Raw genomic sequence first — 12,971 nt, 5'->3', positions numbered from 1 at the left:
AGCAACGCATAAACGCTTTTCCCCCATAAAGTACGCAAATGCAATCGCGCTTGGTACGATGAGTTTCATTGAGGCTGCGAGGAGTTGATTTTAAAGCGAGACAAAAACAAAAAGTTGCTATCTGCATAAAATGGTTTTTGAGCTTGGCAAACGCTCTTGAAATGTGAAGGGAAGTGTTCAATTTATGGCGGACGACGTTCAATTTATTATAAAAAATTTCAGAAAAAAATTCGGGTACGACATCAACTTAAGCAATCCCCAAACTATTTCCGAGAAATTGCAATGGATTAAACTCTATGGAAAACTAGAGAGGTTTGCAAAATATACCGATAAGTATGAGGTTCGCCAATTTATAAAGGAGAGGATCGGTGAACAGTATCTTGTTCCACTCCTTGGTGTTTACGATAATGCACATAACATCAAAGTACATTCCCTCCCCCGATCATTCGCATTGAAAGCAACCCATGGCAGCTGTTGGAATATCCTTGTCAAAGACAAATCACGACTGAATTGGTACAAAACCAGGAGAAGAATGAATAAGTGGCTCAATACCAATTACTGTGATTTATCTGGAGAACGCAATTATAAACCGTTACAAGGTCGCGCAATGATTGAAAAATATTTACATGATCCGTCTGGGGATCTGAAAGATTACAAGATTCAATGTTTCCATGGAAAACCAATGGTTGTTTCGGTCATCGGAGGTCGATCGGCTAACAGCAAGCCAAAGGTTCGATTGTATGACATGAATTGGAAAGAGCCACCTTTCGATTTTACTGGGGTGAATTTATTCCCTCAACCACTGAAGAAACCGAAACGCTTCTCAGAGATGGTGGCCATTGCCCAGCAACTTTCGCAAGACTTCCCCTATGTACGAGTTGACCTCTATCATACAAATGACAAAGTTTATTTTGGCGAATTAACCTTTGTGCCATTATCGGGTTATTTCCTCAGTCCATTGGATTTCCAGAAATGGTTGGGTTCATTTCTGGATTTGAGTCGCTATGTCTAAAAGGCTCAACTGCAATTGTTTATTTCAGAAACTGCAGTATGCAGCGCGCGGGAGGCAACCATGATACCATTGGATCCATTACAGGATAAGGTACGGGAAGTATGCGAGTTATATCCTTGGTACAAAGGCTTGATCGGCGGAAAGAAAGCAGAAGAAATGGACAGCTTGCAGGATTTGCCTCTAATGACATCGGAAATGATCGAGAATTATTATTACAACCAACCTAACGATCCAAGTCTATTCGTATACCAAACTTCAGGTACAAGCTCGGGCCGGCGAAAATCTATCATTTTCTCTGAGGAAGACCTCAGGCACCGCATGAATATCATTGTGAAGCTGTACAGCGAATTTATTGCGGGAAGCGGGTGCACTAAGGCTTTGGCGGACATGGGTGGGTCCACCGGCGTTGTGATGAGCAACTCTCCGGCCATATTCGCACGGCTGGGATTGGAATACGAATCCATTTCCTTTGAACTGCCGATCGAGCGGCACATAGAACGGCTGCAAACGTTTAAGCCCGATCTGCTGTACACGATGCCTTCTATTCTGGACCATATCGTATATGCCGCCGAGAATCCGCGTGCGTTTGGTATCCGCAAGATGATTCTGCTCGGGGAATTCACCACGCCGAAGTGGCGGAGAAATATGGCCCGTCTGTTCGGAATTGAGCCGCATGACATTATGGTCACATACGGTTCGACTGAACTCGGCTTAATCGCTTCTTACTCCCATCATCTTGACAGGTATATTCTTGTCGACGGAATTTTTGCGGAAGGAATCGCGACGCACGAATTAGGCGGTGAATTCGAGCCGCTGGGCAAAAACGAAAGTATCCTGGTGCTTACTTCACTCAATCGCAAATTATTTCCGGCCCTTCGTTTTGTGACCTATGACGTCGTAAGGGATTTTCGTCCTGTTATGGTGAACGGTGCAGAGAGACAGAGCTTTGAATCTATTGTCAAACGGGTAGGCCGCGAACTGAAGCACGGGGAAAAAATCAGCCTGTATGATATTGAGCAGGCTGTCTATCGGCATGTCGAGGATGCGATGATCCGGGTCAAGGTACGAAACAATTCGCTGACCGTTTATATCAAAAGCAAATCTGCGGTTGACTCCCTGATTTCGACGATCAGGGAGGAAATCATGGATTGCATTCCGGAAATCGGCACGATGATACGCAACCGTCTGCTCAATGAGATTGAGGTGATCTGGGTAGCCAACGATGAGCAACTGTTGAGCGGGCTGATCAAAAATAAAAAGATATATTACGAGAGCGGGGAATTCTGATGAAGAAGATTTCCTTTCCTTGGCTAGCTTTGATTTTCGTCATCTGTTTAAGCTTGATCTCGACGAGTTGTGCCGGCGGAGAACAAAATTCTGGAGGAGGCACTGCCCTCTCACAGGCGAACAGCCCAAACGGTGCAAGCGGACAGCCGATATCCGTGAATTTAAAAGCGGCCACCAGCAATACGCAAACCTCCGTGTACCTGTTTACCGCAGCATTGGGCGAAATATTATCTGAGGCAAAACCAATCAAAATAAACCTGGACATCTTGCCTTATGCGGGTGCCATCGGAAATGTCGAATTGGTCACGCGGAAAGAAGCGGATTTTGCCACCAGCTTTAATGTCACGAATAAATGGGCTTATGATGGTGTCGTTGCTTACGATCACAAGTTTGAGGATATTCGCGGACTGGTGGGCGGTTTAAATCAATATTATGTAGGCATTATTGCCAGCGATGAATTTTTGAAGAAATATAATCTCACTTCCTTGGCACAAATCAAAGAAAAGAAAATTCCCGTGAGAATCATTACCAATACCGTGGGTACATTGGCGGAGTTCAATACCCGCCATGTATTGCAAGCATACGGACTAAACGATGAGATGATCAAAAGCTTTGGCGGTTCTGTGGAATTCACTTCCAATGATGTAATCAAAGCCAAATTCCAGAACGGTACGGCTGACCTGCATATTTTGGCTATGACCAAAGCTCACCCGGTCATTACGGAGATTGCGCTGCAAACGGATATCGCCGTTTTGCCCCTGGAAGATATCACAACGGATTTGTTTAAGCAGTACGGATATACCCAAGAAGTTTTTCCTAAAGGAGAATTTAAAGGTCAAAGTGAGGATATTCATACGGTAGGCTTTGTCACAGGATATATTACTCACAAAGACATGAGTGACGAAGTGGCCTACACCATCACCAAAGCTGTTGTCGAAAATAAAGCTGCCTTGGTCTACGGGCATAAATCGGTAGAGGATTTTGATCCTCAAAAGGCGGCCGATCCCGATTCGCTCGGCATTCCTCTTCATCCTGGAGCGGTGCGGTACTACAAAGAAGTCGGAATCTTAAAATAAGAGGGGCTGGACGTGAAAAAATATACAGGGTGGATGCCGATCATCGCCCTCAGTTGGTCAATCTTTCAACTCTATCTTGCCGGATTGGGTCCATTAACCTCGCAAATACAATCTTCCCTTCATCTTGCTTTTGCTTTGGCACTTACCTTTGTGGTCTTTCGCAAAGGACAAAAATCAAAATATTTCCTGATTCGAGGCATGGACTATCTCATGTCCCTGGTTTCGCTGGCATCCGGGATTTACATTTATATAGAGGCCGATCGGCTGCTGGCCCGCATTCAATTTGTCAGCGATTTGACCCTATTGGATTATGTGTTTTGTTTTGCCATCCTGATTCTGCTATTGGAAGCCGCAAGGAGAACCGTTGGCAAGTCCATGACCATTCTTGCCCTGATCTTTCTTGCGTATTCATTTTTAGGCACTTTTTTGCCTGGTCCTCTGCATCATGGAGGACTCACGCTTAAACGCTTGACGGAAGTATTGTATTATTCGCAAGATGGAATATTAGGTGTTCCTCTAGGGGTTTCTATGGACTATGTCTTCTACTTTGTCTTGTTCGCCTCATTTTTGGATCATTCCGGGGGAGGAAAGCTTTTTATCGATCTTACCTTCCGTTTAACCAAACGGTCCAAAGGGGGGCCTGCCAAGGCGGCAGTGATTTCCAGCGCATTGCAGGGCACGATAAGCGGAAGCGCCGTCGGCAACGTGGTAAGCAGCGGCGTCTTTACCATCCCGCTCATGAAAAGAGCCGGATATACTCCGACCTTTGCCGCTTCGGTTGAAGCGGTGTCTTCAACGGGAGGTCAAATGATGCCTCCCATTATGGGGGCTGCAGCATTCATTATGGCCGACACCATAGGTGTCCATTATTCAATGCTGGTATTAGCGGCTATTATTCCCGCCATTTTATATTTTTTTTCATTATTTCTCATTGTCCATTTGCAAGCGAGTAAATCAGGATTGAAGACAGCGGAAAGCATAATGCCACACGAAAGTCCGCTGAAACAATTGCACTTGCTTGTGCCCATCGTCATCCTGATCTTTTTCATTTTTTTAGGAAAAACACTGCAGCAATCCGCATTTTGGGCCATTATTTCCGTTGTGGTCGTCAGTTATGTAAGAAGATCAACGAGACTAAAAGTGGATGAGATTATGGATTCGTTGATTAGCGGTGCTAAACAAGCGATCCAGGTTGCCATACCTTGCGCTGTAGCCGGAATCGTGGTCGGAGTTATTATTCATTCCGGTTTGGGGCTTACGTTCAGCAGTTTCATCATTGATTACTCATTAGGAATACCCATTATATCCGTTTTATTTGTGTGTTTCGGATGCATCATTCTCGGTATGGGAATGCCGACCACATCCGCCTATATCACGGCTTCCGTATTATTGGCCCCTTCATTAGCGAAGTTAGGTTTCCAGCCCCTAGCCGTGCATATGTTCATTTTCTATATGGCCTGTTTGTCCATGGTCACTCCACCGGTAGCTTTGGCATCTTATAGTGCGGCAAGCATAGCGCAGTCTAAGGCTAATAAAACGGGTTACTTGGCTTTCTACTTGAGTATTCCTAGTTTTTTGATTCCTTTTTCCTTTATTTTCAACCCTGCGCTTTTATTAATCGGCGAGCCTATATCTATTGCCTGGATAACGATAAAAACGATAGTCGGTTTAATCGCTTTATCGGGTGCGCTCGTTGGTTATTTGATAGCTCCAACACCATTCCTAGTTCGAATCCTAATGGCAGCGGCAGCCATTCTTATGATTGGTCATGGGATTGTTTCTGATATTACCGGGTTGCTCCTATTTGCCGTTCTTCTTACGATTCAATTTCGTGTAAGTTTAACCCACCTTTAACTGAGTGGTGCTTTATTCGGTTCTGCAGCCGAACACGATTCGTGATCCAAGTGAACAGCCCTCTTCCCGCATGCTGACCGGGAGAGGGCCGTTTCGTCCTTTTATGTGCGTCCTACGACATCAATTTTTTTACATCCCGGTAGCTGATCGCCAGTTCACGATCTACGACGCTCGCCTCTTTGACATGGGAGTCCAGTTCTTCGTGCATGACGTCCAGCAGTTCCTTGGCTTGATGAACCTGAACGGCAATCTCATCAGAAAAACGCTTTTGCTGCTGAATGGTCTCCATGACGCCCGATACTTCGCCATTTACTTCCTGGAAGGCGCGGACGATGCCTTCCATTTTCTCTGAAGCATCCTTGCTGGTGGACAGGCCGGTCCGGATGGCGTCGGTGCTCTTCGCGCTGTTGGAGAGCGCTTCTTTTGTCTCTTCCTGAATTTTTTCAATCAGCGACGCGATGTTTTTCGTGGAGTTGGCTGTCATCTCGGCCAGTTTCCGAACCTCGTCAGCGACAACGGCAAACCCCCGGCCCTGTTCCCCGGCCCGGGCAGCTTCGATGGCTGCGTTGAGGGCCAGCAGATTGGTCTGGTTGGCGATGTCACTGATCACCTGTACGATACTGGTAATTTCCGAAGAGCGTTCCTCCAGTCGACTCATGGAAGCAGACGTATTGGCCGAGTCCTGTTCCAGTAGCGTCATGACTTGAACCACTTCCGCCATGGCTGCCTTGCCTGCGTTCGCCCGCTCAACCGACTGCAGACAGATGGAGGTCAACCGCTCGCCCCGGGACTGCAGCTGATCGGCAGACTGGTCGGAGCCTTCACTGATGGCTTGAATGTTGCCCACAATCTCTTTCATCCGTGCCGCCAGCCTTGCAATTTCTCCGTGCTGTGCGTTTACCACACCGTGTTGATCAATCAGTGCGCCCATCCGCTCATACAGGGACAGAAGTTCACGGTTCAACTCTTCCTTTTTATCGTATTCAGGTTCTGCTACAGCTACTGCCACTTCTTGAAGTGCCTCGTCTTTCTTCTTTTTCCAGAACATGCTTGACCCTCCCTCTTCCCTTACAAGTCATCGTCGCGGTGTGCGAACAGGCGCGATTCCTTCACACCCGGATGCTGTTTTACCAATGTCAGCAGGTTTTCCAGGAAGTAGTAATGACCCTCCAGGAACTCTACATCCTTGCGTTCAAACTTTTGTGCCTGCAGATACTGCTGCATCTCCAGCGCATATCGCTCCAGCTTGTGGTAGAAGTCGTTCGCCTTCAGCATTTGCTCCACTTCCGGATACTCCGCCTTCAATCGGTTGATCTCGCCGTATATTTTCGTTCCTTCCAGAATCAGCTGATACGCCGCCCGTTCGTAGGATGCGGTTGTAGCCAGTTCCTGCTCGCGACGAGCCTCGCGCAAAGCGGACAAGTACGTGATAAAATGATAGATGGTTAAAAATAATGGCCCTAAAAACAAGATGATGCCTGCTTTGTACACGTGCTGATTCGCGATGCCGCTGATGAGCAAAAACAGGTGATACAGGATCGCTCCCAACCACACGTAAATGATGATGTGATGGTTTACTTTTCCAGCTTCCTGCTGGCGTGAAAAAACAAACGTCAACCCCAACAGGTAAAAGGCGAGCAGCGTAAAGCTGGCGCTGAACAAGGCCATTTCCATCTCCTGCAGCCAATCCGCCTCGGCGGGAATCTCGATGAGAAACTCAAAGGCGAGTACCAAAAGTGAGAAGAGCAAACCCATAACCCAAAATCGACCCACCTCCGAGTCGACCCGTCGCTGAGAGCGATATCGTTCCGCACGGGAAACTTTCAACGTTCGTCACCTCACAACCTGAAAGATTCGCCACGATTCTCCAATTTCCTCTAGCGCCTATCACAAAATCTGACATTTGGAGGCACATATGAGCATTCACTTCCCACCTGCTTTTGAAGAGCGTATGAAAACGCTCCTGCAAGACGAATACGCCGCTTTTGCCAAAAGCTACGAACACCCGTCCTGGCAGGGGCTGCGCATAAATCCGCTGAAAATTGAACCGTCCCGTTTTTTGGAGATGCAGCCGTTCTCCCTGAAGCCGATCCCCTGGTGTCCAACCGGATTCTACTATCCCGAGGGGGAGCGTCCTGGCAAGCATCCGTACCACGCCGCCGGCCTCTACTACCTGCAGGAGCCGAGTGCCATGTCCGTCGCCGAGGCGGCCGAGGCGCAGCCGGGCGAAACGGTGCTTGACCTGTGCGCCGCTCCCGGAGGAAAAACCACACAGTTGGCCGCCGCCCTAAACGGCCAGGGGTTGCTCATCGCCAACGAAATTCATCCGGTGCGGGTAAAGGCTCTTTCCGAAAACGTCGAACGCCTCGGCATTCGCAATGCAATCGTCACCAACGAAACGCCGGAAAGGCTTGCAGACCGGTTCCCGCAATTCTTCGACCGGATCGTGGTGGACGCTCCCTGCTCGGGTGAAGGCATGTTCCGCAAACTGCCGGAAGCCCTGGACGACTGGTCGGTCGAAAAGGTGACAGAGTGCCATCTGATGCAGCTGGACATCCTCGAAGCGGCCGCCCTCATGCTGAAACCGGGCGGAACCCTTGTCTACTCCACCTGCACGTTTGCTCCGCTGGAGAACGAACAGTCCATCGTCCGATTCCTTGAAGACCATCCGGAGTTTGAACTGGCGCCGCTGCCCCACCCTGAATACTTCTCGCCGGGAGTCCCGGAGTGGGCTGATCCAATCAAGCCGGAATTGGCGAAAACAGTACGCCTGTGGCCCCATCGGCTCGCGGGAGAAGGGCATTTCATCGCGAGATTGCGGAAACGCGCGGATGCTGAACGCGTTGATCGAATGTCCCCTCGCAAGGAGAAAAAAGCCAAAGCAGGAGTTGCCGGACGGAAAGAAGCGCTGGGTGCATGGCGTTCATTTGCCGCAGAAAACGTGCCGGCCATCCACGAACAACTGCAGGACGAATCCGCGTTTACCCTGTTTGGCGAGCAGCTGTACCACGTTCCGGCACCCTCTCTTGATCTCGGCGGGCTGAAAGTGGTGCGGGCCGGTCTGCATCTGGGCACCGTGAAGAAAAATCGGTTCGAACCGTCCCATGCCCTCGCATTGGCTGCGGCGGCTGACGACGCTGTTCGCAGCGCCGATTTCTCCGCAGATGATCCTGACCTGCAGCGCTATCTGCGCGGGGAAAGCCTGCCTCACGACGGCAGCGGCGGCTGGACGCTGGTGACAGTCGACGGTTTTTCACTCGGCTGGGGAAAGCAGGCGGACGGTCAGTTGAAAAACCATTATCCCAAAGGACTGCGGTGGCTGTAGGAGCCCAGTGAAAAGGCCAAACCCCCCGATCAAACGGGGGGTTCTTTGTGTCCAAGATCAACGCTGACGCCGCGAGTACTCGCTGTCCACGACGGTGAGCGAACCGGTTTTGATGTAGCGCAGAATTTTGGAGACGGAGATACCGGTTGCGTTGGCAATTTGCATTGCATTGGAGTTAGGGTTGCTTCGCAAATACTCTCGTACTGCTCGATATTCGTCCATGTCGCTATGGTTGCAAACCCGGCAAACTTCTTCTTGCGCCGGCTTGATATTCCCGCATTTCTGGCAAATTTCGCTCATAGTCTCTCTCCCTACACCCCGGAACAGCAGCCTGGGCCTATTGTCTTCGTCCAATTTGGCTGGAAAATACAACCGTTCTCTACCTATCTTACCATTACCCGTTTTTCTACGGAAGAAAAACAAGAAAACGTCCGGCGGTTACCGGACGTCTACGTCTTGTATTTGAGGCATTTACCGCGATTTTTTTACAGCTGTCTTCGCTGTCTTTTTTCGAGCGGCCTTGGCTTCTTCCCGGCGACGCTTTTGCTCATACTGCGTCTTCCACTCTTCCATTTCCTTGGCCAGCTTCTTTTTGTATCCCGGTTTTACTTTCGCCGATTTCTTCAGCGCCTCCCGGAGCGGAGCGTCCTTCTTTGCCTTCTCCCGCTTCTCTTCCTTTTGCTTCTCTTCGCGCAGCTTGACAAAGTACTCCTCGCGCTCCTTGGCACGTTCCTTGCGCCCTGCGTCGAGGTGACGGCCGGGAACGAATATTTTTTCCTCAATCTTCGCTTTGGTGGCCTTGGCGAAACGGGCAATCAAGCTTTTTTGGCGCGGCGAGCAGAACGAAATGGCCGTGCCTTTTTGGCCGGCGCGACCCGTTCGGCCGACACGGTGAATGTAGCTCTCGACATCGTTGGGAAGGTCGTAGTTAATCACGTGCGTGACGCCTTCCACGTCCAACCCGCGGGCAGCAATATCCGTCGCCACCAGGTATTGAAACTTGATGTCACGAAACTGCTTCATCAACTGCTCCCGCTTGTTTTGCGACAGGTCTCCGTACAGCGCCTGCGCTGCGAACCCGCTTTCCTGCAACCGGGCAGTCAGCTGCTGCACGCGCTGCTGGGTATTGGCAAAAATGATCGCCAGGTACGGATTTACCGATTCCAACAGGTCGACGAGTGCGTCCGTCTTGTCGCTTTGATTGATCACGTAGTACAGCTGCTCAATGATTTCCACGGTTTTTTGCTTCGTCTCGATCCGAATATGGGGCGGCTGGTCCATGAAGCGTTGGGCCAGCTTTTTCACCAGATCCGGCATGGTTGCGGAGAAGAGAAGAACCTGGCGATGCTGCGGCGTAGAGACAATAATTTGTTCCACTTCGTCGAGGAACCCCATCTCCAGCATTTTGTCCGCCTCATCGAGCACCAGCGTGGAGATACGCCCAAAATGGAGCGACCCGCGCTTTATGTGATCCAGCACCCGGCCCGGTGTGCCCACCACGATATGGACAGTGTGCTTTAACTTGCTCAGCTGCCTCTCAATATCGGTTCCACCGTGCAGGGAGAGCACGTTCACCTCCAGATGCTTGCCCAGCTTTTCAATCTCCTGCGCAATCTGGATGGACAGCTCCCGCGTCGGTGTCAGAATCAACGCCTGAATGTCCCGCTTGTCCAGCTGCAGCTTTTGCAGAATGGGAAGGACGAACGCAGCCGTTTTTCCCGTACCCGTCTGGGCCTGGCCGATGACGTCCTTCCCTTCCAAAATGTAAGGGATTGCCTCTTCCTGAATCGGTGTGGGCTCTTTATAGAACAGGTCTTCAATACCCTGCATGACTTCCGGTCGAAATCCAAATGAAGCAAACGATTTACCCATGATACTCCACTTCCTTTCTTACAAGCACATCTTACCATAGTAAAATAGTATTTCCAAAAAGACAAGAAAAAGGGTCGCGCACTTGATTCGCGGCCCTCCGGTTGTCAAGAAAGTGGTTGCAATGGGGAGAAGCAAATGGATTCTTATTTCGCCAGTTCGTAAATAGCCTGGGCGTAGATCGCCGTGGCCTTTACCAGATCATCCACCAGAATGTGCTCGTCCCGCTGGTGTGCAGTGTCGGGACGGCCCGGGAACAGCGGACCGAACGCTACGCCCACTTGCAGCGACCGCCCGTAGGTGGCTCCGCCGATGGCGATGATGTTGGCCTCCTCACCGGTGTGCTCGGTATAGACGCGTTGGAGTGTCGTCACCAGCGGATGGTTGGGGTCTACCCGATGGGGTGCAAAATGTTCCACTACCTCCAGACGGAAGGCCGCTTCCTTAAGACGGCTGGTCAGAATCGGCTCCCACCGGTCGTACGGCTGGGAATGCGGGTAGCGGATGTTGACGCGGAAGACGATCTCCCCGTCCGTCGCGTACTCGATCACGCCGGTGTTGAGCGTGAGCGGCCCCATTTCCGGATCGCTGTGTCCAATGCCAAACGACTCCCCATAGTGCTGTCGATACAGGTAGCGTTCTGTAAACTGCACGAACTGTTCCGCCCGCTCATCCAGACGAAGCGTCGACAAAAAGTGAACCAGTTCCGTCCCGGCGTTCACCCCTTTGCTCGGGTCCATCCCGTGAACGGAGACGCCTTTCATACTCAGCTTCACCAGATTGTCCTCGACTAGCGCCTGTCCTTCCAGGTTGGCTTCGGACAAATAAGACCGGTAGCGTTCAACAATGGCCTCCGCCGTTTGGCTGACAGGCTGCACCGCAGCTGTCGCCTGATCTGGCACCATGTTCATTCGAAGTCCGGCCTGAAGGGCAATCAGCTTCCCTTCGGCATCCGCTCTGCTCGGAAGCTGCTGAGCGGCATACGCCTCCTGCGTCTGACGGAACGTCAGGTCGGTCAAGCCCTTCTCCGCATAGATTAACGGAAAATCGGCGTCAGGCGTAAATCCCATCGTCGGCATCTCTTCGCGCTGGAAATACGTTTTGACACACTGCCAATTGGACTCCTCATCCGTTCCGAAGATCAATCGTACCCGCTTCGACAGAGGCAGCCCCAGCTCTTTTACGATTTTGGCAGCAAAGATGGAGGCCATCGCCGGGCCCTTGTCGTCAATGGCGCCGCGGGCGACAATCTTTCCGTCGACGATCTCGGCCGCATACGGCGGGCTAGACCATCCGTCTCCCTCCGGCACCACGTCCACGTGACTGAGCACACCGATCAGTTCATCTCCCTGACCGAATTCGGCATGGGCTGCATAGCCGTCCACGTCCTTGATGGTCATGCCGGCGTCGGCACAAACCTTCAGGGCAAAATCAAGCGCCTGACGGATTCCCTCGCCAAAAGGAGCGCCATCCCTTGCCGTGTCTGGATCCAGCACGCTTTTGATTTGCAGAAATTGCTGCGTCGTAGCAATCAGGTCTTCCTTTCGCTTTTCCACTTCTTCCAGCCAGTTGATTGTCTGATCGTTCATCATTTACTCCGTCCCCTTCTGCTTTCTTGGTTCCTCGTCATGAACCGCATCCATTTCCACATCCAAATCCAACTCTACCAGCGACAGGAGCGATTCCATCGGCACTTCTTTCTTGCTGGTAAACTCCATTTGCGCTTCCTTGATCTCGTCACGTATTTTGTTCATTTCGCTGTCCAGCTTGTAGGAGGCTTTCGCCGCTTCGATCAGGCGCTGTCTGATATTAAAGGGGATGATGCCCTCGTACTTGTAGTTCAACGAATGTTCAATGGTCGCCCAGAAGTTCATACCCAAGGTGCGAATCTGGATTTCCACCGGGATGGTTACATGTCCGCGCGCCGTCATCAGCCCATACTCTACGGCCAGATGGTAGCCCCTGTAACCGCTTTCCTTTGGCGTGCTGACATAGTCTTTCTCCAGATAAATGTGCATGTCGTTCCGCTGCCGAATCATCTCGACAACCGCGGGAATATCGTCGATAAACTGACAGATGACGCGTATTCCTGCGATATCCCTGATTTCCCAGGCAATGTTCTCATCGATGGGAAACTGCAGACGGTTTGCCTTCGCATATATGCTCGGAATCGATTTGACGCGTCCCATGACAAATTCGATGGGAGCGTGTTCCTTCCGCTTACGCAGCTCGTTTCGAATATTTTTCAGCTTTACCTTGATTTCCTCGACCGCTTGTTCATATGGCAGCAGGTACATTTCCCAGTCTAACTTATGCACGTTGTGTTCCCTCCGGCCCATTGATCCACTGTCCTTATGATTCAACATTTCCCATCGGTTATCCTTCAAAAAAAGAGAACCTGCAGACATTTGCTTCCCAGGTTTTCCGCGGAGCGGTCGCCTTCTTTTAGCAATCGAACAAACTTCGGATTGGCCGTCCCTCCGCCTGATCCCGCATCCTACCAACTAGCCACAATGAAAAATGTTTTTAAGCTATCGGGCATCGTTAG

General features: G+C 50.6%; 11 protein-coding genes. 5 read left to right on the top strand and 6 right to left on the bottom strand.

What is annotated here, in order from left to right:
* Nucleotides 1–184 precede the first annotated feature (184 nt).
* The 4 genes from ACE99V_RS00190 to ACE99V_RS00175 all read left to right on the top strand — a co-directional run bounded on the left by ACE99V_RS00190 (nt 185) and on the right by ACE99V_RS00175 (nt 5,229).
* Complete coding sequence (locus tag ACE99V_RS00190) at nt 185–1,012, top strand: ATP-grasp fold amidoligase family protein (RefSeq protein WP_400488927.1); 828 nt, start codon at nt 185–187, stop codon at nt 1,010–1,012.
* Between the two features lie 318 nt (nt 1,013–1,330).
* Nucleotides 1,331–2,299 (top strand): phenylacetate--CoA ligase family protein, encoded by a 969-nt coding sequence (locus tag ACE99V_RS00185; RefSeq protein ID WP_400488926.1) that lies wholly within the window; start codon nt 1,331–1,333, stop codon nt 2,297–2,299.
* A complete protein-coding gene (locus ACE99V_RS00180) occupies nt 2,299–3,375 on the top strand; it encodes a TAXI family TRAP transporter solute-binding subunit (protein WP_400488925.1) in 1,077 nt (358 codons plus the stop codon). Before ACE99V_RS00185 ends, ACE99V_RS00180 begins: the two co-directional genes overlap by 1 nt.
* A gap of 12 nt (nt 3,376–3,387) precedes the next feature.
* A complete protein-coding gene (locus ACE99V_RS00175; protein WP_400488924.1) occupies nt 3,388–5,229 on the top strand; it encodes a TRAP transporter permease in 1,842 nt (613 codons plus the stop codon).
* A gap of 112 nt (nt 5,230–5,341) precedes the next feature.
* Here ACE99V_RS00175 and ACE99V_RS00170 read toward each other — a convergent pair whose 3' ends face one another.
* On the bottom strand, nt 5,342–6,277 hold the full coding sequence (locus tag ACE99V_RS00170) for a methyl-accepting chemotaxis protein (protein ID WP_400488923.1): 936 nt from the start codon (nt 6,275–6,277) through the stop codon (nt 5,342–5,344).
* A 20-nt stretch (nt 6,278–6,297) separates the two neighbouring features.
* Complete coding sequence (locus ACE99V_RS00165; protein ID WP_400488922.1) at nt 6,298–7,056, bottom strand: hypothetical protein; 759 nt, start codon at nt 7,054–7,056, stop codon at nt 6,298–6,300.
* A gap of 88 nt (nt 7,057–7,144) precedes the next feature.
* On the opposite strand from ACE99V_RS00165, the gene ACE99V_RS00160 reads away from it, so the two are divergent.
* Nucleotides 7,145–8,554 carry an RsmF rRNA methyltransferase first C-terminal domain-containing protein gene (locus ACE99V_RS00160; protein WP_400488921.1) on the top strand — a complete coding sequence of 470 codons (1,410 nt, stop codon included), beginning with the start codon at nt 7,145–7,147 and terminating at the stop codon, nt 8,552–8,554.
* 57 nt (nt 8,555–8,611) lie between these two features.
* Here ACE99V_RS00160 and ACE99V_RS00155 read toward each other — a convergent pair whose 3' ends face one another.
* The 4 genes from ACE99V_RS00155 to ACE99V_RS00140 form a co-directional block, all read right to left on the bottom strand.
* On the bottom strand, nt 8,612–8,854 hold the full coding sequence (locus ACE99V_RS00155; RefSeq protein ID WP_400488920.1) for a hypothetical protein: 243 nt from the start codon (nt 8,852–8,854) through the stop codon (nt 8,612–8,614).
* Between the two features lie 171 nt (nt 8,855–9,025).
* Nucleotides 9,026–10,426, bottom strand: coding sequence for a DEAD/DEAH box helicase (locus ACE99V_RS00150; protein WP_400488919.1), 1,401 nt, complete (start codon nt 10,424–10,426; stop codon nt 9,026–9,028).
* 143 nt (nt 10,427–10,569) lie between these two features.
* A complete protein-coding gene (pepV, locus tag ACE99V_RS00145) occupies nt 10,570–12,012 on the bottom strand; it encodes a dipeptidase PepV (RefSeq protein WP_400489068.1) in 1,443 nt (480 codons plus the stop codon).
* Nucleotides 12,013–12,015: 3 nt separating this feature from the next.
* Nucleotides 12,016–12,741, bottom strand: a complete 726-nt coding sequence (locus ACE99V_RS00140) for a GTP pyrophosphokinase (RefSeq protein ID WP_400488918.1) — start codon at nt 12,739–12,741, stop codon at nt 12,016–12,018.
* Between the last annotated feature and the right edge of the window lie 230 nt (nt 12,742–12,971).

Source organism: Brevibacillus soli (genome assembly GCF_044759095.2).
Lineage (GTDB): Bacteria > Bacillota > Bacilli > Brevibacillales > Brevibacillaceae > JBIYSM02.
Note: the sequence above shows the minus strand (reverse complement) of the source record. Positions and strands in the feature narration are given on the sequence as shown.